The organism is Pseudomonas sp. ANT_J28, assembly GCF_008370005.1.
GTDB lineage: Bacteria > Pseudomonadota > Gammaproteobacteria > Pseudomonadales > Pseudomonadaceae > Aquipseudomonas > Aquipseudomonas frigoris.
Window position 1 is genome coordinate 16,029 of record NZ_VOBM01000035.1, and the last position, 23,770, is coordinate 39,798.

Here is a 23,770-nt window from a genome sequence, read left to right on the forward strand (position 1 = left end):
TTGACCTCATTGCTTACGACTTATTGACACTGGCAGTCCGACATCATAACAATTGCGCGCCATTTTCGAGGTGTATGAGAGTCCGGGAATGGTGATCGGCGGAGAATATGATGTCTCATCTACTTCCTGCGGCTCTATATTGCTTTGAAAGCTGACGCCCTGAGCACCACGGGGGGTTACCTGGCAGTGCAACATCCTATTTTTGCTGATTAATCCTGACACTGAGCCTGGCTCGGAGTGCTTATTGTTCGTCAGAAAAATGACACTCTTGCAAAGCTTTACCGGAGAGGAGGTGCTGATCGTGCCGCATCCGGTTCAAAGAGAAGGGAACTACGATTGAGTCAGGTCACCTTAGCCATTCGCCATCTGCGTGATGAGCAGATCCTGTTGCGCGACGGCGGGCTTTATTGGGTGGCAGTGGATCAGGCGAGCGATTCTGCCGCGCTGGCGGTCCAGTGCCTGGCAGCGATGCCGGCCAATGCGCGAGGGATGTTAGTGTGCTGCGGACATTCAAGTCAGGACCTGGCCCAGAAGCTGGCGGCAGATACCGGTCCTGGTCAGCTGAAGCTGTTTGACATCAAAAAAGACGATATCGGCCTGACTCTCAAATCGCTGGTCGGCGAGCTGACCCGTGCTGCTCCGGTTGCTGGCACTACCATTGTGCTGATGCTGCCGGACAGCGCTTGGCAGAGCGACGTCGCGCCAGAGCTGCGGTATTGCTGCCTGTCCCTGAGGAAATGGCTGGGCGCACGCCAATGCCCCCTGTTGGTGATCAGTCATGGCCAGACGCCTCAGCTGCATGATCGTTTGTTGCGGCTCAACGATACGATCTCCGGGCTCGCTCAGCTCTATCGCCGTGATGGTGGTATTCGCTATCAATTGCACTACTGGCACAGCGAACTGGGCGTGTGCAGCGGGCAGGAGTTCGAGCTCGAGTTGCAGGTGGACGGTTTTGCGCTATCGGTCAATGAGCAGGCCAATGTGCAACTGACCCATACCGATGACCAGCGGATCTACCTGACCCAGCGTTCTGTGCTTGAGGGCTCGCCGCCGATGTCGGATCAATGGAGGCTGTTCGAGAACCGCGAGGACTTGCTCCAGCAAGCCAGCCACGCTCGTGCTGCCAGCATCATCGTGGCCATCGACAACAACCTGCAGGTCGAAGAGTTAGCCCGTCAGATTCACGCCCTGCGCGAGCGCTGCGGCATCGCGCTGAAGATCATCGTACGCGAGATGGAGCCCTGCCTGCGTTATCGGGACGAACGTCTGCTGGTGTCCTGCGGCGCCAACATCACCGTGCCCTATGGGACTACGCTGGCACACTTCTTCAGCATCATCGACAGTGCCCAGGGCCAGATCTGGCGCCGGAGCCGCACCACCGACTTCCAATCGCTATTCGAACGCCTGCGGCCGCCCGCCGAGCGTGGCCTGTTAGCGCCCCGGGAATTCATCAGCATGGTGGAGCGCGTCTACAGCGGCGCCTCTGGCGAAATCAGCCATCAACTGCTCAAACTGATACCGCGCGGAGGCCTGGAAATCGAGCAGTACTTGAATCAAATCAGCTTGCGTCGTTTCGGTGACGTCGCCTGCGTGGTCAACGGTGCCTTTTATCTGTTCCTGTTTGCCTGTCGCGCGGACGGGCTGGAACCCGCATTGGGGAATATCTGCCGGCTGGCCTGGCGCGATCTGTTCAGCGACTTCGAGATTCTCCCCGGCGTTGAAGCGTTGCCGCGCGAGGACTTCCTCATGGCAGCCTTGCTGCCTCCCGCGTTCCTTCTGGCAGAAGAGCGCACAGCCGGTAGTTCCGCCAAAGCCGCTGGGCGTGGCGCCTATTCGCCTCAACGCACCACACTACCCATTACGGATCCCTGTTCATGAGTTATTCCGAGCTAATCCAGGTGATTGGCCTCAGCAGCCTGCTGACCTTGGCGCTGATCGTGGTACTGATCAGGTTCGGTCGCTATTTTCTGGCCGTCGTGCAGGGCCTCTTGCCCCCGCGTTACCTGAAATCCTGCGGCGTGCGTCGTCGCGTCCCTGCCCAGAGCGAGCCCCATGAGCCGGTATGAAGTCATTAACCCGGCGTCAGTGCGCGTCTGGCCGGGCCTGGGTCCCTGGAATCTGTATTTCATCCTTAAGTTCGTACTGCTGTGGGCTGGCTACCTGAACCTGCAAGTATTGCCCAACCTGGTGTTCGCTGCGGCATTGCTGCTGCCGTTGCCGGATCGTTATTTGCGTATCCTGCGCACGGTCATTGCGATCCCCGTGGGCGTTGCGCTGTTTTACCAGGATACCTGGCTGCCCCCTTTCAGCCGCCTGCTGGCCCAGCCTGGTGTAATGAGTTTCAGCGGCGCATACGTGGTCGAGCTGGCGGGTCGTTTCATCGACTGGAACCTGTGCGCGCTCTTGGCTGTGCTGGCGGTGCTCTATGCCTTCGTCCGTCACTGGCTGCGCCTGACCACTTTGAGCGTGCTGGGTTTGGCCTGGCTGGCCAGCGCCAATGTGCTGGCCCTGCACACCAGCAGCGAGCCGGTCGCGGCGCCGGCCAGTGGCGCCTCCATGGCTGCGGTGAGCACGGCCGTCCCGGACAGCGCGACACTGGAAGCCTACCTGCAGAAGTTCTATAGCAACGAGGCCGGACGTAAGGTGGAGTTCAAGCCTGCGACTTCTGCCGTGCAGCCTTTCGACCTGTTGCTGATCAATATCTGTTCCATGGCCTGGGATGATCTGGAAGCCGTGGACCTGCGCGATAACACGCTGTTCCAGCAGATGGACGTGATTTTCGACAGCTTCAACTCGGCCACTTCCTACAGCGGCCCGGCAGCCATCCGCCTGTTGCGCGCCAGTTGTGGGCAGGTTCCGCACAGCCAGCTCTACGGCACTGCCCCGGAGCAGTGCATGTTGATGGACGATTTGAGCAAGCTGGGCTTTTCCAGCGAAGTGATGCTCAACCACACCGGGCAGTTCGAAGGCTTCCTTGACGAAGTCCGCGCCCAAGGTTCGTTGCCGGCCCCCGCCGTCAGTACCAGCAAATTGCCGCGTGCACTGGTGGGCTTCGACGGTTCGCCGATCCTGCGCGATGCTCAGGTATTGAACACCTGGTGGAAGCACCGCGAAGAAGAAAAGAGCGATCGCGTGGCGCTGTTCTACAACACCACCACGCTGCATGACGGCAACCGTGCGTTGACCGCCGATGGCGGCACCAAGAGCAGTGATTACAAACCGCGTGCCCAAGGGCTGATCGACGACCTCAATGGCTTCATTAAACAACTGGAGCTCAGTGGCCGTCGGGTGGTGGTGGTGATTGTGCCGGAGCATGGCGCGGCGCTGCATGGCGACCGCATGCAGATATCCGGCATGCGCGAGATACCGAGCCAGTCCATCACCCATGTGCCGGTCGGCATCAAGCTGGTGGGCATGGGCCGCAACCCCAATGCCACACCACTGCATATCACCGAGCCAAGTAGTTTCCTGGCCCTGTCGGAAATCATCAGTCGTCTGTACAGCGCCCAACCCCAGGCGGATGGCCAGGGTCCCAACTGGCCGGCACTGCTGAGAAACCTGCCGCAGACGGCGGCAGTCTCCGAAAACGCTGGCACTGTGGTCGTTGACTACGCCGGAAAACCTTACATACGGATCAAGGAGAAAGCAGGATGGCTGCCCTACCCACAGCGCTTCAAGTGAAGGCCGGGGTGCAGTCGCGTGCGGATCGTGCCGATGACATCGCCCGCCTGAAACTGGAGCTTGAGCTGCCCGAACTGGACTACGTGGACATCTCTGCGCAGATCGAATTGCAAAAAGCCCTACATCGCTGGCCGCTGCTGGCGGAGATGGAGCGCCGGCAACCGGCTGTCCTGCCGATGGTGCATGAGTCCGACCTGGAGACGCTGTCGTGACCGCCCTTAGTCTGCGTGGTCTGCGCGGCGGCGTCGGCACCAGCTCACTGCTAGCGGCCACTGGTCATGCATTGCATAGTCTCGGCGAGCGTGTGCTACTGGTCGACATGTGTCCGGAGAACCTGCTTCGCCTGCACTTCGGCGTCAGCGTCAGCGAACCCGGCGGCTGGGCGCGCGCCATGATCGACGGTGTGGGTTGGAACACACAGGCCTGGACCGTGGAGCCGGGATTGAACGTGTTGCCTTATGGTCGCCTGAAACTGGAAGAGCAGGATCAAATCGAGCAACACCTGCTCAGGGAGCCGAAGCTGTGGCGCCGCCGACAGGCCAGCCTTGCCGAACACTTTGACTGGATCCTGTTCGATGTGCCCTTGCGATTGCCCGGTCATGCTCGTATTGGGCCCTGTGCGTTGCGCCTGCGGATAGTCGAGGCGGATGCCGCCTGCCATGTGCTGTTGCAGCAGGGAGAAGTCCCCAGCGAGCATCTGCTGATCAACCGCTTCGACCCGGTCAGCCAATTGCAGCGCGACCTGCTGCTGATCTGGCGCAAACAATATGGTGCCCGCCTGTTGCCACTCAGCGTGCATCAGGATGAAGCCATGCGCGAAGCGTTGGCGTTCAAGAAGCCGGTGGGAGCTTATGCCGAAGCCAGCTTGGCTGCCCAGGATGTGTTGAGTCTGGCCATCTGGTGCCTGACCCGACGCCTGGAGACGGTATGATCGCCCGCGTTTTCCCTTATGTTCACCTGCGGCGGCGCTATGACTGTGCGCCGCCAGTTGCGCTGCTGCTGGCGACAATGAGTGCCCTGGCGTGGCTGCTGTTGCGCCTGGAGTCACCGAACTGGCGCGCTGTGCTCGATCAGCCCAAGCGCTGGTATCCGCAACTGACCAACAAGGCACCGAGCCTGGGCGACCCGTTGCGCTATGCGGTGCAAAGCCTCTGGCTGCTGCTGGTTCGCCCGACCAGGCCGCCGGCGTGGACGCTGGCGACCCCAGCCTGGCTTAAAGCCGTCGGGGCGCTGTACCTGCGGCTGTGGACCCGGATCGGAAAGGCGCTGGAAGAACTGCCCGTGCGCGCCGAGGCCAGCCAGCAGATTCGCCAGAGCAGCCATTGGTGGAAAGGCCTGGACCGTCGCAACCAACGATGGGTCAACTTGGCCATCGGTGTCGTCGCCTTCATTTTTACACTGTTGTGCATCACCGAGCCCTTCGGCTACGTCGCCCAACTGGTGTTCGTCTTGCTGCTGTGGGGGCTGGCCATGCTGGTGCGGCGGGTTCCGGGACGCTTTTCGACGCTGCTGATGGTGGTGTTGTCGACCATCGTCTCGTGCCGTTACCTGTGGTGGCGCTACACCTCGACCCTGAACTGGAACCAGCCTCTGGACCTGGCTTGCGGGATGATCCTGCTGGTGGCCGAAACTTATTCCTGGGTGGTGCTGATCCTGGGGTACATCCAGACTTGCTGGCCCTTGGGCCGCAAACCGGCGCCGCTGCCCCGCGACACGCGCCTGTGGCCCAGCGTCGACCTGTTGATCCCGACCTACAACGAAGACCTGTCAATCGTGCGGGGTACCGTGTACGCGGCCATGGGCATCGATTGGCCGGCCGACAAGCTGAACATCTACATTCTCGACGACGGCAGACGCGAGAGTTTCCGCCAGTTCGCCGCTGAAGTCGGAGTGGGCTACATCACTCGCAACGACAATCGACACGCCAAGGCCGGTAACCTCAACCATGCGCTGAAGCAGCTGAACAGCGAATTGGTCGCCATTTTCGATTGTGACCACATACCTGTGCGCTCATTTCTGCAAATCACCACCGGGGGCTTTTTGCGTGATCCGAAACTGGCGCTGGTGCAGACCCCGCACCATTTCCTGTCACCGGATCCCTTTGAGCGCAACCTCAATGTGTTCCGCGAGCACCCCAACGAAGGCGAGCTGTTCTACGGGTTGATTCAGGATGGCAACGACATGTGGAACGCGGCATTTTTCTGCGGCTCATGCGCGGTGCTGCGGCGCACCGCGCTGGACGCGATCGGCGGCTTTGCCGTCGAGACAGTTACCGAAGACGCCCACACGGCGCTACGCCTGCACCGCAACGGTTGGAACTCGGCCTATATCAAGGTGCCGCAAGCGGCCGGCCTGGCAACCGAGAGTCTGTCAGCACACATCGGCCAGCGCATTCGCTGGGCCCGTGGCATGGCGCAGATATTCCGTACCGACAACCCCTTGCTCGGAAAAGGCCTGACCCTCTTCCAGCGCATCTGCTACGCGAACGCGATGATGCACTTTTTGGCCGGCCTGCCGCGCCTGGTGTTTCTGATGGCGCCGATGGCGTTTTTGTTCCTGCATGCCTACATCATCTACGCCCCGGCGCTGATGATCCTGCTGTACGTGCTGCCGCACATGATTCACGCAAGCCTCACCAACTCGCGGATGCAGGGCGCCTATCGTCGGACGTTCTGGGGTGAGGTGTACGAGACCGTGCTGGCCTGGTACATCGCGCGCCCCACTACCGTGGCACTGTTCAACCCCAGTAAGGGCAAGTTCAACGTCACCGCCAAGGGCGGCCTGATGGAGCACAACCAGTTTGACTGGAAAATCGCCCAACCGTACTTGCTACTGTCGTTGCTGAACATTACCGGCCTGGGTTTTGCCATCTGGCGTCTGATCTGCGGGCCCCGCGACGAGATCGTCACCGTTGTGGTGAGCATTCTCTGGGTGGTCTACAACCTGGTGATCATTGGGGCCGCCATGGCGGTCGCCGCTGAAGCGCGCCAGGTTCGCCAGACCCACCGTGTAAACGTCAAGTTACCCGCTGCAGTGCGCCTTGAAAGTGGTCACTCTTACCCAGGCATGTTGCAGGACTATTCCGACGGTGGCGCAGGCATCCAGCTCGACACCTCGCTGTCGCTAGCGGTGGGCGGGAGCATCTCCCTGATTATGAAGCGCGGCACTCGTGAATTCCTGTTCCCGGGCTATATCTGCCGCAGCCACAAGAACTTCATCGGCATCAGCTTCACCGGCCTCAATGCACAACAGAAAATCGACTTTGTGCAGTGCACGTTCGCCCGCGCCGACGCCTGGCTCAACTGGGACGAGAATTTCACCCCGGATCGCCCGCTGCAGAGCTTTTTGGACATCGTCAAACTGGGCGGCACCGGTTACTACCGCCTCTACGAATACTTGCCTGTCTGGATCCGCCGCATCGCCGGCCCGCCTTTGCGAATGTTGCGCTGGCTGGCCAGTTTTCTGCCGCGCATGCCGGCAGTTGCCTCAACTCCCAACTCTCGATCAGTGAGCGCACCATGAGCCGCTACTTCAGCAAATCCCTTGTTGCCAGTCTGGCGCTCCTGGCTGCCGGTTGCGCCTTGGCCGCCACCGCTCCTGTTCCTGTTCCTGTGCTTGTGCCTGTTGCGCCGGCCGCGGTCAGCAACGTACCGAGCTGGAGCACCGCGTACACCTTCGAACAGCTGGGCCGTCCCGCCGACAGCCTATTGCTGGGCATCCACAATAGCGACCAGATCGAATTCAGCCTGCGCCGTGATCGCATCGCCAGCGACGCGAAACTGCAGCTGGAGTACACGCCGTCGCCTTCGCTGCTGCCACAGATCTCGCATTTACGTGTGTATCTCAATGACGTGCTGATGAGCGTTGTGCCAATCGAGAAGGACCAATTGGGCAAGAGGGTCAACCAATCGGTAGCCCTGGACCCGCGTCTGATTGCGGACTTCAACCGCGTACGCCTGGAGTTCGTCGGTCACTACACCGATATCTGCGAAGATCCGGCCAACAGCACGCTATGGTTGAACGTGGGGCGCAGTAGCCAGATCCAGTTGCAGGAGCAGGCACTGACGCTCAAGAACGACCTGGCCTATTTCCCGATGCCTTTCTTCGATAATCGAGGTCAGGACAAGCCGGTCCTCAATTTGGTCTTCGCCGATGCGCCGACCCTGGGCGAGCAGCGTGCAGCCGGTATCCTGGCGTCCTATTTCGGCAGCCAGGCCGCTTGGCGTGGTGCGCAGTTCCCCGTTCTCTTCGACCAGCTTCCGCCGGCCGATGAACACCATCGCGCCAGGTCGGCCATTGTTTTCGCCACCAACGATCATCGCCCGTCCTTCCTGGCTGACACAAACAAGTTCCCGGTGGTGGATGCGCCCGTTGTACAGATGATCGACAACCCGCAGGATCCCTACAGCAAGGTGTTGCTGGTGTTGGGTCGAAACGACGATGACCTGGCTGTGGCTGCCCGCGCCCTGGCCTTGGGCGCAGGCACGTTTCGTGGTTCGAACGTAACCGTCAACAAGGTCGAGCAGCTCAAACCCCGGGTGCCTTATGACGCTCCGAACTGGATGCGCACGGACCGTTCGGTACGCTTCGCCGAGTTGATCAAGTACCCCGAGCAGCTTCAGGCCAACGGTCTGCAGCCACGGCCCATCACGGTGGACGTGAATCTGCCGCCGGACCTGTTCGTCTGGCGTAACCAAGGGATTCCGCTGCAAACCAAGTTCCGTTATACGCCACCGTCGGTCAACGACGAGTCGCGCTTGACCATCAGCCTGAACAACCAGTTCATCACCAGCCTGCCGCTGCAAAGCAAGACCGACAGTCGTCTGGAGGAGTTGCGCCTGGCAGTGTTGTCCAACGAATCGGCTAACCTCAGCGACAAGCTGCTGGTGCCGGCGCTTAAGATTGGCGACCGTAACACCCTGCGTTTTGACTTCAACTTCGCCAGTACCTATGGCAGTGCCCAGCGCGACCGTTGCCAGACTTCGCTGCCGGTGAATAACCAGGCCGTGATCGATGAAGAGTCGACCATTGACCTGTCCGGCTACTATCACTACATCGCCATGCCAGACCTGCGCGCCTTTGCCCGAGGCGGTTTTCCATACAGCCGGATGGCTGACCTGTCGGAAACCCTGGTGATGGTCCCGGCCCACAGTCGACCTGTGCAACTGAGCACTCTGTTCGAGACCATTGCTGGAATCTCCGCGCGCTCAGGCCTGCCAGCGTTTGACTTGCGGCTGTCGGACAACTGGGACGACGCGAAGGCAGATGTCGATCTGCTGGTCTTCGGCGCCATGGCTGCGGGGGTGGGCGATGGTGCCGATGCCAATCTGGTGCTGGACAAGACGCGTGCCTGGCTACTCAAACCGTCCAATGAGCAGAACGGTAAATCGGCCCGCGTCGGCCAGTTCAGCGATGAGCGCGACCTGGGTGCCAACCGCGTCGACGTCAGCGCCCATGCACCGATCGCCGCCATCGTCGGCTTGCAGTCGCCGTATCACCCACAGCGCAGCATTGTGGCCTTGCTGGCCAGTGATGACGCCGATTACCAACTGCTGCGCGACACCTTGGGCGACACTGGAAAATTAGACGCCGTTACCGGTTCCGTGGCCCTGATCCGCAGCAGTGGCGTTGGCAGCAGTTGGGTGGGCCAGCAGTACTTCGTCGGCCATCTTCCGTGGTGGTTGTTGCTTTGGTACCAATTGTCCGAGCACCCGATCCTGCTGGCGACCATGGCCACCATCAGTGTGCTGCTGACGGCTTTCCTGCTGTGGCGTGCATTACGTTGGGCTGCCCGTCGTCGTCTGGCTGGCCAGGAGTAGTCGGGTGAAAGCCTTCCTCACTCTGGCTTTGACCACGATCATCATAGCGCCTGGCTCTGCTGGTGCTGCGGAATGCGCCTGGCCGGCCTGGCAGAATTATCGCCAGGCCATGCTGAGTCCGGACGGACGGGTAATTGACCACTCCTCGGAGCAGTTGATCTCCACGTCTGAAGGGCAGAGCTACGGGCTGTTTTTCGCCCTGCTGGGCAATGACCGTAAAAGCTTCGCCCAGGTGCTGCGCTGGACCCAGGACAATCTGGCCGACGGAGACCTTAACCGGCAGCTACCGGCGTGGCAGTGGGGCCGCGAAAAAACTGGCCGCTGGCAGGTACTTGATAGCAACAATGCCACCGACGCCGATTTGTGGATCGCCTATAGCCTGCTGGAAGCTGGGCGTCTGTGGCATCAACCGACTTACCTGGCATTGGGCCGTAACCTGCTCTGGCGCAGTGCTGCGCAAAGCCTGCGCAAGCTACCGGGCCTGGGTCTGATGCTGTTGCCCGGCGACGTCGGGTTCGACAATGCCGAGGGTTGGCGTCTGAATGCCAGCTATCTGCCACCACAATTGCTTGCACGCTTCGCCCAGGAAGCTCCGATTTGGGCGGAGCTGGCGAGCAACACCGAGCGCCTGCTGATCGAAAGTTCGCCCAAGGGCCTGGCATCCGACTGGCAACTGTGGAAAGCCGGTCAGGGTTGGGCCGTGGACAGTCAGAAGGGCAGTGTTGGAAGCTATGACGCCATTCGCGTCTACCTCTGGCTGGGCATGCTGGACAAAGATGCGCCGGGGCGCGCCGGGTTGATCGAGCACTTCAAACCCATGCTGGACCTGACTGCGCGGCTGGGCCATGTGCCGGAAAAAGTCGACATCACCACCGGCCTCGACAATGGCATCGCCCCGGTCGGCTTCGGTGCCGCATTGCTGCCGTTGCTGGCCGCAAGCCCGGACAGTGCGGGTGCCCTCAAGGCTGAGCGCCAACGCTTGCAACAACAGCCGCCCTTGGCGGATGCCTATTACAACCAGTCGCTGACGCTGTTCGGGCAGGGCTGGGACCAACAACGTTATCGCTTCGATAAAAACGGGTACCTCGTGCCAAACTGGACTGCCGCATGCACAAAATGACCGGTTTTGGGCTGCTGTTGAGCAGCGTTTATGGGGTCGCCCTGGGTCAGCCTCTCAGTCCGCCCGACCAGCAGCAATGGCTGCTGGAGCAAGTCCGCATTGGTGAGGCTCTGTACCGCGAAGACCTGGTGCATGACTCGTTGGCTCGTCTGGAGCTGATCGCCCCGGACAATCCGCTGGTGAAAGTCGTTGAAGTCCGCCAGGCACTGTTGCAAAAGAACCAGCCGGAAGCCGAACGCCTGGTCGCCCAACTGCGCCAGCAGGCGCCAGGCACTGCGGCCCTGCGTCGGGCCGAGAGCTTGCTGAAAATGAACGGCACCGATGGTCAGAGGGCTCTGCAGGAGGCGCGCCTGCTGGCCGTCGCCGGCCGTTCCGAAGACGCGGTCAAAGCCTATCGGCAATTGTTCGGTGATGACATGCCGGACTTTGCCACGACCCTGGAATACCTGAACGTGCGTAGGGGCATCAAGGCTGAGCGCCCGGTGGTGATAGAGCAGTTGCGCGAGTTGGACCGGCAGTATCCCGGCAATGCCTCGCTGCGCCAGGCTTTGGCCGGCCTGTTGTTTGCCGAAAAACGTGATCCCGAGGCGCTGGACGTCCTGCATCAATTGGCTGGTGATCCGAACGCCAGCAATAACGCTGCCGAGCGCGAATACAACTATTGGCTCAAGCAGCCGGTAGGGCACGAAACCGCGCAGGGCTGGCGGACTTTTCTGAAGTTCTACCCCTACGCCAGCTTGCACGTTGACGCGACCAGACAGTTGCATGAGCAGGAGCAATACCTGGCTGATCCGGCCTGGCAGGCCGGAGTCAAAGGCAAGGCATTGCTCGAAGCCGGCGACAACGTCGGCGCTGAAGCCAGTTTGCGTCGGGCGATCAAACGTTATCCGCAAGACTCCAGCCTGCTCGGTTCGCTGGGTATTTTGCTGATGCGCCAGAACAAGCACGAAGCGGCATACAACACTTTCGTCCAGGCCTCGGCCATCGAGCAGGACACCGACTGGATGACCAAGTGGCAGGATCTCAAGGCTGCCAACTACCAGTGGATGCTGTTGCAAAAGGGTGATGAAGCCCTTGAGCGAAAGGATTATCCCGTCGCGAAAAAGTGGTATCGGCAGGCGGCCAAAGCCAAGCCGGACGATCCTGCGCCGCTGATCGGCCTGTCCTACGCTGCCCGGGGCGAATCAGATGACATCACCGCAGAAGCCCTGTTGGTGCAGGCGCGCAAGCTCGATCCGAACAACGCAAGCGTGGTGCGTGCGATGGTCCGTCTGTACCAGTCGCAATCACCGGAAAAGGCCGAGCACTACCTCGACAGCCTGACGCCCAAGGAGCAGCAAGAGTTCCAAGGCGTGCGTCGGGGACTGACGCTGGATCGCCTCAATGCGCAAGCCGATGACGCCACCCGAGGCAGCGATTGGGCGCAGGTGACGGTAGCCTTGAGCAAGGCTCGAGTGCTGGACCCGGACAATCCCTGGCTGGTGTACCGCTTGGCCAATGCCCAGCGCGAACTGGGCCTCAATACCGAGGCCGATCAAAGCTTCCACTGGCTGTTACAACGTCAGGGCCAGAACACCGAGGCGCGCTATGCCCACGGCCTGTTTCTGGCCAATGGTGATCGTGACGGCGATGCCGTGGGCAGTCTGCAACAGATCCCTCGCGCCGCCTGGAGCGGCAACATGAACGAGCTGTGGGCACGTCTGCAGCGTCGCCAGTTGCTCGCGAAGGCCCGGACACTACGCGACGGCGGCCATGAGGCTCAGGCCGAAGCGCTGCTGATGCGCGCGCCGTCCACTGACGACTACCTGACCCTGGCCGACTGGGCCCAGCAGCGTGGCGACCTCGCGCAGGCCGAAAGCCGCTACCGCAAGGTGCTGGCCAGCGAGCCGAAAAATACCGAGGCCCAACTGGGCCTGAGCGAAGTGCTGATCGCCCGCGGTCAGCCAAACGCCGCCAAGGCCAGCCTTATGACAGTGACTGCGCCAGTACCGGCCGATGCGTCGTTCCAGCGTCGCTTGGCCAATGCCTGGGCGTCGCTGGGCGACAAGACTCGTGCGAACGCGCTGTTCGCGCAGTTGCTCAAGACCCCGCAAAGTAATCCGCTGGTCTACCGGGATGCGGCGCGTCTGCTGTCCCGAGAAGAGCCGCAGCGGGCTCTGGATGACTATGCGCGCAGCATGGGCGCGGCAAGGATGATCGAGCCGCAACAGGCCGAACCGCGCGACAACCGTGCCATGACCTTGGCCAGCCGTGCCAAGGACAGCGATGACTGGTTGCAGCGCAGCATCCGCAGCGACGTCGACGAGCTGTACCAAAAGCAGAACCCGACGGTGAACCTGTACCACGACCTCGCCTGGCGCACCGACAACAGCTCATCGGGGGTTTCGGACCTGACCACCCAAACCACCATCCTGCGCATCGACGCGCCGGTGGCGCAAGGACAGGGTTTCGTTCAGGCCGAAGACATCGATCTGGATGTCAGCAATTTTTCCAGCACCGACCAGTTCGGCTTGTGCGCGGTGGTGCAGGGTGGCTGTGCCACCGCTCCGCAGAGCGTGCGCGGCACCCTGCTGGGCATGGGCTGGCACGATGATCGCTGGGCCTTCGACCTTGGCCATACGCCACAAGAATTCACGGTGTCCAACTGGGTCGGCGGTGTCACCTACAGCGGTGACTGGAGCAGCCTGGGCTACCGCCTCACGGTATCGCGGCGGCCCCTGACCAACTCACTGGTGTCGTATGCCGGTGCGGTCGATCCGGTCACCGGAACCAAGTGGGGCGGGGTTACGGCCAACGGCTTCACCCTGGGACTGAGCCATGACCAAGGCGGCGATGATGGCGTGTGGGCAAGCCTGAGCAGTCATTGGTTAGTGGGCCAGAACGTTGAGAACAATCAGCGACGCACAGCCATGGGCGGCTATTACTATCGCCTGGTGGAACGTGCCGACGAACGTCTGCGCACTGGCCTGACCCTGATGTACATGGGGTACGACAAGGACTTAAGCGAACTCACCCTCGGCCAGGGCGGCTATTACAGCCCACAGCAGTACTACTCGGTCAGCGTGCCGGTGAACTATGCCTGGCGCAACGCTGACTGGTCGGCCTTGCTCGAAAGCTCGGTGGGCTGGTCGTTTGCGAAAATCGACGGCTCTGACCTCTACCCCAAAGACAATCGCGAAGCCGAACTGCAAAACCTGCTAGCGCAATCGAATCAGACCCTGGTGGACAACCCGTCCCAGACCAAGAGTGGCAGTAGCAGCAACGGCATCAATTTCCGTCTCCAGGGCCTCGTGGAGCGTCGCCTTTCCGACAGCCTGGTGCTGGGTACCGGCATCACTTGGCAGCACAGCGAGGGCTATGCACCGAGTCGCGCCTTGCTTTACTTGCGCTACACGTTTGACCCTTGGCAAGGCAACCTGCCGCTACCGGTGGAGCCGATGTCGCCTTATGCGGATATGCGCTAGTCTATTTCTGCTCAAGCGGGACTTGGGCAAGGCACAACCTGATTTTCTCCGAATAATCCCAGCTGCTGGCACAGCCAGACGAACTGACGGCAGACACCTCTAATGGGCTTGCTATTGTCTTTTCGGAGAACGCCTCAAGCAACGCCTCGCGGCGGTCTATTTTGGGGCTGATGGCCCCTTCGCGAGCAAGCCCCACACATTGGATTTGTCGACCACATTACCCCTGTGGGAGCAGGCTTGCTCGCGAAGGCGAAGGCCCAAAAGGCAACACACCTCAAAAGCCATATCGTTATTCGCTAACGGTATTTAAATTCACGTTCTTATACCTATAAAGTCATCCCCCTGCGTACCTGCCGACCAATCGGCGCGCCGCACGACACGAACCAACACGGGACCTCCGTGAGTTTCTTGATCGACGCGCGCGCCTTTGAGCGTGCCGTGCGTGGGAGTGATTTATGTCTGCAGCAACGGCTTCCCCAAGCGCCGCGAACATCGCGCCGCAAACCTTTTACATCCGCCCGTTCAGTGGCGCTGTCGGTGCCGAAATCATCGACCTCGACCTGTCCCGCCCGATCAATGATCAGGACTTCGCCCGCATCCACCGCGCGCACCTGGATCATCAAGTCGTGGTGTTCCGCGATCAACGCATTACCCCCGAGCAGCAGATCGCTTTCAGCCGCCGTTTCGGCGTGTTGCAGATTCATGTGCTCAAGCAATTCCTGCTCGCCGGGCATCCGGAAATCCTCATCGTTTCCAACATCATCGAAAACGGCCAATCCATCGGCCTCGGTGACGCCGGCAAGTTCTGGCATTCCGACCTTTCCTATAAAGAGCTGCCAAGCCTGGGCTCGATGCTGCACGCCCAAGAGCTGCCATCCGAGGGCGGCGACACGCTCTTCGCCGACATGCATAAAGCCTGGGACAACCTGCCCGAAGCGCTGCGCAAAGCCGTCGAAGGCCGCTCGGCCGCGCACTCTTACACCGCGCGCTATAGCGAGACCAAATTCGAAGACAACTGGCGCCCGACGCTGACGCCAGAGCAACTCGCTCAGGTCGCCGAAGTGGTTCATCCGATCGTCCGCACACACCCGGAAAACGGCCGTAAGGCGTTGTTCGTCAGTGAGGGTTTCACCACGCGCATCGTTGGTTTGCCGGAAGACGAAAGCAAGCAACTGCTCGACGAGCTCTACGCCCACAGCGTGCTGCCGCAAAACATCTACCGCCATCAATGGCAGGCCCACGACCTGGTGTTCTGGGACAACCGTTCGCTGATTCATCTCGCCGCCGGATGCCCTGGCTACCTGCGCCGCAAGTTGTATCGCACCACCATCCAGGGCGACGCGCCTTTCTGATTTGTCGGAGAAACTCACATGTCCAAACGTCTTCCATTTGCACCGTTGGCCGCGGCCATCGGCCTGGGTTTCAGCCTGATCGCCGGCAGCCTGGTGGCGCCGACCGTGGCCCACGCCGAAGGTGAAATCCGCATCGCCGAGCAGTTCGGCATTGTTTATCTGTTGCTCAATGTGGTGCGCGATCAGAACCTGATCGAGAAGTACGGCAAGCAGGAAGGCATCGACATCAAGGTCGACTGGACCCAGCTCTCCGGTGGTGCGGCGGTCAACGATGCATTGCTCTCCGGTTCCATTGATATTGCCGGTGCGGGCGTCGGTCCGCTGCTGACCATCTGGGACCGCACCCACGGCAAGCAGAACGTCAAAGCCGTGGCTTCCCTTGGCAACTTCCCTTACTACCTGGTGAGCAACAATCCCAAGGTCAAAACCATCGCTGACTTCACTGAGAAGGACCGCATCGCGGTGCCGGCGGTCGGCGTGTCGGTGCAGTCGCGCATCCTGCAATACGCGGCCGCCAAGCAGTGGGGTGACAAGGAATTCAATCGCCTCGACAAGTACACCATCGCCGTTCCGCACCCCGACGCCACGGCGGCGCTGATTGCCGGCGGCACGGAGTTGACCGGGCACTTTTCCAACCCGCCGTTCCAGGATCAAGAGCTGGCTAACCCTAACGTCCACGTTGTGCTCAATTCCAATGACGTGCTCGGCCCGAACTCGCCGACGGTGCTGTTCGCCACCGAGAAATTCCGCGACGAGAACCCGAAAACCTATAAAGCGTTCGTCCAGGCGCTGACTGAGGCGGCCGAGTTTGCCCAGAACGATAAAGGCGCGGCGGCGGATACGTACATCCGCGTTACCAAGGCCAAAATCGACCGTGCCGCGCTGCTGAAAATCATCGATAACCCGCAGTTCGAATTCAGCGTCACGCCGAAAAACACTTACCCGCTGGCCGAATTCCTCTACCGCGTCGGCGCGATCAAAAACAAACCGGACTCGTGGAAGGACTACTTCTTCCAGGACGCCAAACCGCTGCAAGGGAGCTGACCGAGATGAACGCCCCTTTGCAAGGCCACACGGTCAGCAAACCGATCGCGGCAGCCCAAGCGCTGCTGTCGGTCGACAACGTCAGCCTCGAATACCGCACGCCTCAGCGTGTGGTTCGTGCGACCCATCAGGTCAGTTTTGAAATCGATCCGGCAGACCGCTTTGTGCTGCTCGGTCCGTCCGGTTGCGGCAAGTCAACGTTGCTCAAGGCGGTCGCCGGGTTCATTCAGCCCTGTGAAGGCGAGATTCGTCTTCAGGGGCAAACCGTTCATGCCCCGGGGCCGGACCGGATCGTGGTGTTCCAGGAATTCGATCAACTGCCGCCGTGGAAAACCGTCAAACAGAACGTGATGTTTCCGCTGCTGGCTTCCAGGACGCTCAAGCGCAAAGAGGCCGAGGAGCGGGCGCTGCACTATCTGGACAAGGTCGGTCTGGCGGCGTTTGCCGATGCCTACCCGCATACCTTGTCCGGCGGCATGAAAGCGCGTGTGGCGATTGCTCGTGCGCTGGCCATGCAGCCGAAAATCCTCTTGATGGACGAACCCTTCGCCGCCCTGGACGCGCTGACCCGCCGCAAGATGCAGGAAGAATTGCTACTGCTCTGGGAAGAAGTGCGCTTCACGCTGCTGTTCGTCACGCACTCCATCGAAGAAGCGCTGGTGGTGGGCAATCGAATCCTGCTGCTGTCACCGCATCCGGGGCGGGTGCGGGCGGAAGTCCACAGCCATCAATACGACTTGCACAGCCTAGGTGGCGTGGCCTTTCAGGAGTCGGCGCGGCGCATTCATCGGTTGTTGTTCGATGAAGGTCAGTCCCCGGAAACCGAGCGTGAGCTGGACTTCTCCGACATCCGCATCGCTTATTGAGCCATTGAGAGGAGTGCCCGATGAGCCTTTTATCATCCCCGCGTGAAGAATTTGAAACGGTGTTGCAGCCGCTGACGAGCGTGCCGCTGGAGCGTGAATTACCGCTCGGTCAGCGCCTGTGGCAACAAGGCTGGTTACGCAAAAGCCTGATCCTGATTTTGCTAGCGGTCCTGTGGGAGGTGGTTGCCCGTGTTCAGGACAACGACCTGCTGCTGCCGAGTTTTCTGCAGACCGGGAGCGCGCTGCATGACGGTTTGCTCAGTGGCGAATTGCTGGGCAAGGTGTGGATTTCGCTGGTGGTGTTGCTCAAGGGTTACCTGATCGGCATCGTGCTGGCGTTTGCCCTGACCACCCTGGCGGTGTCGACGCAGTTCGGTCGCGATCTATTGAGTACGTTGACCTCGATGTTCAACCCGCTGCCGGCGATTGCGCTGTTGCCGTTGGCGCTGCTGTGGTTCGGCTTGGGACAGAACAGTCTGATTTTCGTGTTGGTGCATTCGGTGCTCTGGGCCTTGGCGTTGAACACTTATGCCGGGTTCCTCGGTGTCTCGGAAACCCTGCGCATGGCCGGGCGCAATTACGGCCTCAAAGGCATGCGCTTCGTGCTGTTCATTCTGATTCCGGCAGCACTGCCATCGATTCTTGCGGGGCTGAAAATCGGCTGGGCTTTTGCTTGGCGCACATTGATCGCCGCTGAATTGGTGTTCGGTGCCACCAGTGGCAAGGGTGGCTTGGGCTGGTACATCTTCCAGAACCGCAATGAGCTGTACACCGACAAGGTGTTTGCCGGGTTGGCGGTGGTGATCCTGATCGGCTTGCTGGTGGAAAACCTGGTGTTCAGCACGCTGGAGCGGGTCACGGTGAAGCGGTGGGGGATGCAGCGTTGATCGATTTTTGATCTGCTAGCATTGCGTCTGAATCAATCCAAATCAGACACGAGTGCTCAGCATGCAACTCCCGGACATGAACTTGTTGGTCGCCCTCGACGCCTTGCTCGACGAGGGCAGTGTGGTGGGCGCCGCGCGGCGGATGAACCTCAGCCCGGCGGCGATGAGCCGGACGCTGACGCGCATTCGCGAAGCCCTCGGCGATCCGATCCTGGTGCGCGCCGGTCGCGGCCTGGTGCCGACGCCCAAGGCGTTGGCGTTGCGCGAGCAGGTGCGTGACGTGGTGGAGCAGGCCGCGCTGTTGTTTCGTTCGGCCGATGCGGTGGAGCTGGGCACGTTGCGCCGGCGGTTCAGCATTCGCGCCAATGACTTTTTCGTCGGCGTTTACGGCGGAAAACTGTTCGACACCCTGGATCGTCAGGCGCCGCATTGCGAACTGCGTTTTGTGCCGGAAGGCGATGGCGATGATGAGGCGCTGCGCGAAGGGCGGATCGATCTGAGCATCAGCAATACCCGGCCGTTGACCCCGGAAGTTAAGATTCAGAACCTGTTCTCTACTCATTTCGTCGGCCTGGTTCGCCAAGACCATCCGCTGTTCGACGAAGAGATCACGGCTGAGCGTTTCGCCGGGTTTTCCCATATCAGCATGTCCCGTCGCGGCATCGCCCGTGGTCCGATCGATACCGCGCTCAATGCCTTGGGGCTGGAACGGCGGGTAGCGGTGATTGCGCCGAGTTTCCATGCGGCGATGTTTGCCTTGCCTGATTCCGATTTGATTCTGCCGGTGCCCAAGGAGGCATTGCTGAGCGTCCAGCGCCTGGGCCTGAAGCTCCGCTCCTTCACGCTGCCGATTCCGCTGCCGACCATTATGCTGACCCAGTCTTGGCATCCGCGCTTTGACAAAGATCCGGCGCACCGCTGGCTGCGCGAAACCCTCAAGGCCTGTTGCGACGAGACGTGGCTGGCCGCACAACCCACCTGAAGCTGATCACGGATCTACTGTGGGAGCGGGCTTGCTCGCGAAAGCGGTGTATCAGTCACCATTGATGTTGAATGTGATGGCCCCTTCGCGAGCAAGCCCGCTCCCACAGGGTTCTGCATTGCTGCGCTTGATGCACTTATAAGCTGCCAATAAGTCAATTTTCGTAAGCCCCCGCGCTTCTTAAAATGCTTCGGTATTCAAACCCCGGAGCTTGCAGTCATGACTTCCCTCACAGTCACGGCACCTCTCGCCGCGGCCAGCCCGGCTGCCGTCACGCCACCGGTCTTTGGTCCGCGGATCATCATCGGCCTGGTGGGCGTGTTGTTGGCGGTGCTGGTGTCGGGCCTGAACGAGATGGTGACCAAGGTTGCCCTCGCCGACATCCGCGGCGCATTGGCCATCGGCTACGACGAAGGCACCTGGCTGGTCGCCAGTTACACCGCGACCTCGGTAGCGGCCATGGCTTTCGCGCCGTGGTGCTCGGTGACGTTCTCACTGCGACGGTTCACCCTCTGCGCCATCAGCGCATTCACCCTGTTGGGCGTGTTGTGCCCGTTCGCTCCAAACTATGAAAGCCTGCTGGTCATGCGCACCTTGCAAGGCCTGGCCGGCGGCGCGTTGCCGCCGATGCTGATGACCGTCGCGCTGCGCTTTTTGCCGGCCAACGTGAAGCTTTATGGTCTGGCCGGATACGCCCTGACCGCGACGTTCGGCCCGGGGCTCGGCACTCCGCTGGCCGGGTTGTGGACCGAACACGTCGGATGGCAGTGGACCTTCTGGCAAATCATCGCACCGTGCCTGATCGCCATGGTCGCGGTGGCGTATGGCTTGCCCCAGGACCCGTTGCGCCTGGAGCGCTTCAAACAATTCAACTGGCGCGGTTTGCTGCTGGGTTTTCCGGCGATCTGCATGCTGGTGATCGGTATTTTGCAAGGCAATCGGCTGGACTGGTTCGAGTCGAGCCTGATTTGCGGATTGCTCGGCGGTGGGTTGCTGCTGTTGGTGCTGTTCCTGATCAACGAATGGTCGCAACCGATGCCGTTTTTCAAGCTGCAGATGCTCGGCATCCGCAACCTGTCATTCGCTTTGCTGACCCTGGCCGGGGTGCTAGTGGTGTTGTTGGCGGTGATCATCATTCCGTCCAGCTACCTGGCGCAGGTGCAGGGTTATCGCCCGGTTCAGACCGCTCCGATCATGTTGCTGGCGGCGTTACCGCAGTTGATCGCGCTGCCGTTGGTGGCGGCGCTGTGCAACCTGCGTTGGGTCGATTGCCGCTGGGTGCTGGGCATCGGTCTGAGCATGCTGGCGCTGTCCTGCATCGGTGGGTCGCAGCTGACGTCGGTGTGGATTCGCGACGACTTCTACGTGCTGCAACTGCTGCAAATCTTCGGTCAGCCGATGGCGGTGCTGCCGCTGTTGATGCTCTCCACCGGCAGCATCAGCCCGATGGAAGGCCCGTTCGCTTCGGCCTGGTTCAACACCGTAAAAGGCCTGGCAGCGGTGATCGCCACCGGTGTGCTGGAGGCGTTGACCACCTCAAGGCTGCATTTCCACTCGATGATGCTGGTGGACAACCTCGGCAACTCACCTCTGGTCGACAGCGATAGCGCGGGCCTTGCCCACCGGCTGCATGAGCAGGCCGTGATGCTCACGGCATCGGATCTTTATCTGTGCATGGCCGGCGTCGCACTGGCGCTGATCCTGCTGATTTTCTGGCTGCCTACGCGGATCTATCCACCGCGCGCGCCGACTTGAATGCCTCACTGAAACAGAAGGTTTTTATGACGACTCAATTAAAGCAAAAAGTGGCCGTTGGCGTCGCAGCGGTGGTGGCGCTCGGTGTGCTGGTGTATGTGCTGGCGCCCGGCCTGTTTGGCAAGCGCACGCAACAGAACACCAATGACGCCTTTGTCTCGGCAGACTTCACGCTGGTGGTGCCGCGCGTAGCCGGGTTCATCAAGGAAGTGCTGGTGGAGGACAACCAGCAGGTCAAGGCCGGGCAGTTGCTGGCGTTGATTGATGACCGGGATCTGCGCGCCGCCGCCCAGGCGGCAGACGCCGAAACCCAGGTGGCCAGGGCGCAACTGCAAAATGCCCGTGCGACCCTTGAACGCCAGGCTTCGGTGATCGCTCAAGCCCAGGCCACGGTCGTGTCGGCCAAGGCTGAAATAGCCTTCGCCGAGCATGAATTGAACCGCTACAACCATCTCGCCGGAGTGGGCGCCGGCACGGTGCAGAACGCCCAACAAGCGCGGACTCGCATCGATCAGGCCACCGCGCGGCTGGCTAACGTGACGGCGGTGCTGGCGGCGGAGCGCAAGCAGGTGGAGATCCTCACCGCCCAGCGTGACGCGGCGGAAGGAGGATTGAAACGGGCGCAAGCGGCGCTGGAAATGGCCAGCTACGAGCTCTCCTACACACGCATCGTCGCGCCTCAGGACGGTATGGTCGGCGAGCGCGCTGTTCGGGTCGGCGCCTATGTCACGCCGGGGAGCAAAATCCTCGCGGTGGTGCCGCTTGCGCAGGCCTATGTGGTCGCCAATTTTCAGGAGACCCAACTGACCGACGTGCAGCTGGGGCAGGACGTGCAAGTGCGTGTCGACAGCCTCGGCGGCGAGGCCCTGAGCGGTCGCGTCGAGAGCATCGCACCGGCGACGGGTGTGACGTTCGCCTCGGTCAAGCCGGACAACGCCACCGGCAACTTCACCAAGGTGGTGCAGCGGATTCCGGTGAAAATCGTCCTGGATCCGGGTCAGCCATTGGCCGAACGGTTGCGCGTGGGGATGTCGGTTGAGGCGAGTATTGATACGGCTAGCACCGGCGAGCATGAGGTCGTTCAACGATGAAGATCTTGGACGACTGTTCTGACGTCTTCGCGAGCAAGCCCGCTCCCACAGGGGGCCGCATTTCAATGTGGGAGCGGGCTTGCTCGCGAAGAGGCCGGTGGCCTCAACTCACCTTTTGCGCCTTGTTTGTCATGAGCCTTTCAGCCTGTACCGTCGGCCCGGACTTCCAGAAACCTCAGGCACCGCAAGTCGCCGAGTGGTCGAAACCGTCCAAGTCCGCCGCCAGCCAAGCCGTCACTGAAACCATGGAAGAACGCTGGTGGGAAGTGTTCCGCGACCCGAAACTCTCGGCCCTGACTCAACGCGTCCTGACCGATAACCTCGACCTGAAACTCGCCAGCAGCCGCTTGCAGCAAAGCCGCGCTGTGCGTCAGGTGATCACCGCCGACCGTTACCCCAATACCGCCGCCACTGGCAGCTACGGGCGTAAACGCAACAGCGGCGAAGGCTTGAACGATCCGTCGGGACACAGCGGTGACTCGGCGTACAACCTGTGGGACGCGGGCTTCTCCGCATCCTGGGAACTGGATTTCTGGGGCCGTGTGCGCCGTGAAACCGAAGCCGCCGACGCTACCCTGGAAGTCGCGGAAAACGACCGACGCGGCGTGCTGCTGTCGGTGCTCGCCGAAACCGCTCAGGACTACATTCAGCTGCGCGGTGTGCAAAGTACGCGCGCCGTCACCGAGGAGAACCTCGACGTCGCCCGCCACAGCCTGAAGCTTTCGCAGCTGCGCCTGGCCGACGGTGTCGCCACCGACCTGGATGTCGCCGAAGCCGCCGCCCAAGTAGCGGCTATCGAGTCGCGTCTGCCTGCGCTGGAGCAGCGCCAGTCGCAACTGATCAACGCCTTGAGCCTGCTGATGGGCGAGCCGCCGCAAGCGCTGTCTGCCGAGTTATCCACAGACGCGCCGGTGCCGCAAACCCCGCGTCAAGTCGCCATCGGTCTGCCGTCGCAACTGGCCGAACGTCGCCCGGACATCCGCCAGGCCGAAGCCCGCCTGCATGCCGCGACCGCGAGCATCGGCGTGGCCAAGGGCGATTTCTATCCACGGATCACCCTGTCGGGCAACATCGGATCGCAAGCCATGCAACTCAGCGATTTCGGCTCCTGGGGCTCACGGTCTTTCGGTATCGGCCCGCAATTCAGCCTGCCGCTGTTTGATGGCGGACGCTTGCGCGGCGTGCTGCACTTGCGCGAAGCCCAACAACAGGAAGCCGCCATCGCCTACCAGCAAACCGTGCTGCGCGCCTGGCATGAAATCGACAATCAACTGACCGCCTACAACGCCAGCCAACTGCGCCGCGACAGCCTCGCCGAAGCCGTGCGCCAGAACCAGATCGCCCTGCGTACCGCGCAACAGCAATATGTGGAAGGGGTGGTTGATTTCGTTAACGTACTGACGGTGCAAGGCGCGTTGCTGGCGACTCAGGAGCAGTTTGTGGAAAGTTCGACCGGGGTGTCGTTGGCGATGGTCGGGCTGTACAAGGCGTTGGGTGGGGGATGGGAGTCGGTGTATCCGGTGACAGAGACGGCACCGCGTTGACTTGCTTGTATGAATGCGCATGTATGCCATGGGGCATCGATATTGCGCTCCGACAGAGTTCGACACTCAGTCCGATGAACTGGTTGGATAGTGTTGAGGTTGTGCGGGTGGGGCATTTTGTTTGCAGCAGTTTTAACGGGAATTGCGGGGCGTAATCCGCATAGT

At 61.1% G+C, this 23,770-nt stretch carries 17 protein-coding genes; all 17 read left to right on the forward strand.

All coding sequences use genetic code 11. From position 1 onward, the window contains the following. Nucleotides 1-336 precede the first annotated feature (336 nt). The 17 genes from bcsE to FQ187_RS22040 all read left to right on the forward strand — a co-directional run bounded on the left by bcsE (nt 337) and on the right by FQ187_RS22040 (nt 23,605). A complete protein-coding gene (gene bcsE / locus FQ187_RS21955) occupies nt 337-1,878 on the forward strand; it encodes a cellulose biosynthesis protein BcsE (protein ID WP_149631073.1) in 1,542 nt (513 codons plus the stop codon). Further along, nucleotides 1,875-2,066, forward strand: a complete 192-nt coding sequence (gene bcsF / locus FQ187_RS21960; protein WP_149631074.1) for a cellulose biosynthesis protein BcsF — start codon at nt 1,875-1,877, stop codon at nt 2,064-2,066. The genes bcsE and bcsF overlap by 4 nt, the downstream gene beginning before the upstream one ends. After that, nucleotides 2,053-3,681, forward strand: a complete 1,629-nt coding sequence (gene bcsG / locus FQ187_RS21965) for a cellulose biosynthesis protein BcsG (protein ID WP_149631075.1) — start codon at nt 2,053-2,055, stop codon at nt 3,679-3,681. Before bcsF ends, bcsG begins: the two co-directional genes overlap by 14 nt. After that, on the forward strand, nt 3,651-3,893 hold the full coding sequence (gene bcsR, locus FQ187_RS21970; protein ID WP_149631076.1) for a cellulose biosynthesis protein BcsR: 243 nt from the start codon (nt 3,651-3,653) through the stop codon (nt 3,891-3,893). The genes bcsG and bcsR overlap by 31 nt, the downstream gene beginning before the upstream one ends. After that, on the forward strand, nt 3,890-4,612 hold the full coding sequence (gene bcsQ, locus FQ187_RS21975) for a cellulose biosynthesis protein BcsQ (RefSeq protein ID WP_149631077.1): 723 nt from the start codon (nt 3,890-3,892) through the stop codon (nt 4,610-4,612). Before bcsR ends, bcsQ begins: the two co-directional genes overlap by 4 nt. After that, a complete protein-coding gene (bcsA, locus tag FQ187_RS21980) occupies nt 4,609-7,203 on the forward strand; it encodes a UDP-forming cellulose synthase catalytic subunit (protein ID WP_149631078.1) in 2,595 nt (864 codons plus the stop codon). The genes bcsQ and bcsA overlap by 4 nt, the downstream gene beginning before the upstream one ends. Beyond that, nucleotides 7,200-9,500, forward strand: coding sequence for a cellulose biosynthesis cyclic di-GMP-binding regulatory protein BcsB (gene bcsB, locus FQ187_RS21985; RefSeq protein WP_149631079.1), 2,301 nt, complete (start codon nt 7,200-7,202; stop codon nt 9,498-9,500). The genes bcsA and bcsB overlap by 4 nt, the downstream gene beginning before the upstream one ends. A gap of 4 nt (nt 9,501-9,504) precedes the next feature. Further along, the gene (gene bcsZ / locus FQ187_RS21990; RefSeq protein WP_149631080.1) at nt 9,505-10,620 is read left to right on the forward strand and encodes a cellulose synthase complex periplasmic endoglucanase BcsZ; all 1,116 of its coding nucleotides are present in this window, start codon (nt 9,505-9,507) and stop codon (nt 10,618-10,620) included. After that, nucleotides 10,608-14,084: a cellulose synthase complex outer membrane protein BcsC gene (gene bcsC / locus FQ187_RS21995; RefSeq protein ID WP_149631081.1), complete on the forward strand. Its 3,477-nt coding sequence runs from the start codon at nt 10,608-10,610 to the stop codon at nt 14,082-14,084. The genes bcsZ and bcsC overlap by 13 nt, the downstream gene beginning before the upstream one ends. Before the next feature lie 455 nt (nt 14,085-14,539). After that, entirely contained in the window at nt 14,540-15,436 is an 897-nt protein-coding gene (locus tag FQ187_RS22000) for a TauD/TfdA family dioxygenase (RefSeq protein WP_149631082.1), read from the forward strand. A gap of 18 nt (nt 15,437-15,454) precedes the next feature. Then, nucleotides 15,455-16,480 carry an ABC transporter substrate-binding protein gene (locus FQ187_RS22005; RefSeq protein WP_046047244.1) on the forward strand — a complete coding sequence of 342 codons (1,026 nt, stop codon included), beginning with the start codon at nt 15,455-15,457 and terminating at the stop codon, nt 16,478-16,480. A 5-nt stretch (nt 16,481-16,485) separates the two neighbouring features. Beyond that, nucleotides 16,486-17,346, forward strand: a complete 861-nt coding sequence (locus FQ187_RS22010) for an ABC transporter ATP-binding protein (RefSeq protein ID WP_149631083.1) — start codon at nt 16,486-16,488, stop codon at nt 17,344-17,346. A gap of 20 nt (nt 17,347-17,366) precedes the next feature. Then, on the forward strand, nt 17,367-18,233 hold the full coding sequence (locus FQ187_RS22015) for an ABC transporter permease (protein WP_149631084.1): 867 nt from the start codon (nt 17,367-17,369) through the stop codon (nt 18,231-18,233). A 61-nt stretch (nt 18,234-18,294) separates the two neighbouring features. After that, nucleotides 18,295-19,215 carry a LysR family transcriptional regulator gene (locus tag FQ187_RS22020; RefSeq protein ID WP_149631085.1) on the forward strand — a complete coding sequence of 307 codons (921 nt, stop codon included), beginning with the start codon at nt 18,295-18,297 and terminating at the stop codon, nt 19,213-19,215. A gap of 219 nt (nt 19,216-19,434) precedes the next feature. Beyond that, nucleotides 19,435-20,970, forward strand: coding sequence for an MFS transporter (locus FQ187_RS22030; protein ID WP_149631086.1), 1,536 nt, complete (start codon nt 19,435-19,437; stop codon nt 20,968-20,970). A gap of 26 nt (nt 20,971-20,996) precedes the next feature. Further along, nucleotides 20,997-22,061 carry an HlyD family secretion protein gene (locus tag FQ187_RS22035; RefSeq protein ID WP_149631087.1) on the forward strand — a complete coding sequence of 355 codons (1,065 nt, stop codon included), beginning with the start codon at nt 20,997-20,999 and terminating at the stop codon, nt 22,059-22,061. Continuing rightward, nucleotides 22,058-23,605, forward strand: a complete 1,548-nt coding sequence (locus FQ187_RS22040) for an efflux transporter outer membrane subunit (RefSeq protein ID WP_149631088.1) — start codon at nt 22,058-22,060, stop codon at nt 23,603-23,605. The genes FQ187_RS22035 and FQ187_RS22040 overlap by 4 nt, the downstream gene beginning before the upstream one ends. Nucleotides 23,606-23,770: the final 165 nt, after the last annotated feature.

Coding starts and splice junctions, on each gene's coding strand:
- bcsG (WP_149631075.1), top strand. CDS start 2,053: ATGAGCCGGTATGAAGTCATTAACCCGGCGTCAGTGCGCGTCTGGCCG.
- FQ187_RS22000 (WP_149631082.1), top strand. CDS start 14,540: ATGTCTGCAGCAACGGCTTCCCCAAGCGCCGCGAACATCGCGCCGCAA.
- FQ187_RS22030 (WP_149631086.1), top strand. CDS start 19,435: ATGACTTCCCTCACAGTCACGGCACCTCTCGCCGCGGCCAGCCCGGCT.
- bcsF (WP_149631074.1), top strand. CDS start 1,875: ATGAGTTATTCCGAGCTAATCCAGGTGATTGGCCTCAGCAGCCTGCTG.
- bcsA (WP_149631078.1), top strand. CDS start 4,609: ATGATCGCCCGCGTTTTCCCTTATGTTCACCTGCGGCGGCGCTATGAC.
- bcsR (WP_149631076.1), top strand. CDS start 3,651: ATGGCTGCCCTACCCACAGCGCTTCAAGTGAAGGCCGGGGTGCAGTCG.
- FQ187_RS22020 (WP_149631085.1), top strand. CDS start 18,295: ATGCAACTCCCGGACATGAACTTGTTGGTCGCCCTCGACGCCTTGCTC.
- bcsC (WP_149631081.1), top strand. CDS start 10,608: ATGCACAAAATGACCGGTTTTGGGCTGCTGTTGAGCAGCGTTTATGGG.
- FQ187_RS22040 (WP_149631088.1), top strand. CDS start 22,058: ATGAAGATCTTGGACGACTGTTCTGACGTCTTCGCGAGCAAGCCCGCT.
- bcsB (WP_149631079.1), top strand. CDS start 7,200: ATGAGCCGCTACTTCAGCAAATCCCTTGTTGCCAGTCTGGCGCTCCTG.
- FQ187_RS22010 (WP_149631083.1), top strand. CDS start 16,486: ATGAACGCCCCTTTGCAAGGCCACACGGTCAGCAAACCGATCGCGGCA.
- FQ187_RS22035 (WP_149631087.1), top strand. CDS start 20,997: ATGACGACTCAATTAAAGCAAAAAGTGGCCGTTGGCGTCGCAGCGGTG.
- FQ187_RS22005 (WP_046047244.1), top strand. CDS start 15,455: ATGTCCAAACGTCTTCCATTTGCACCGTTGGCCGCGGCCATCGGCCTG.
- FQ187_RS22015 (WP_149631084.1), top strand. CDS start 17,367: ATGAGCCTTTTATCATCCCCGCGTGAAGAATTTGAAACGGTGTTGCAG.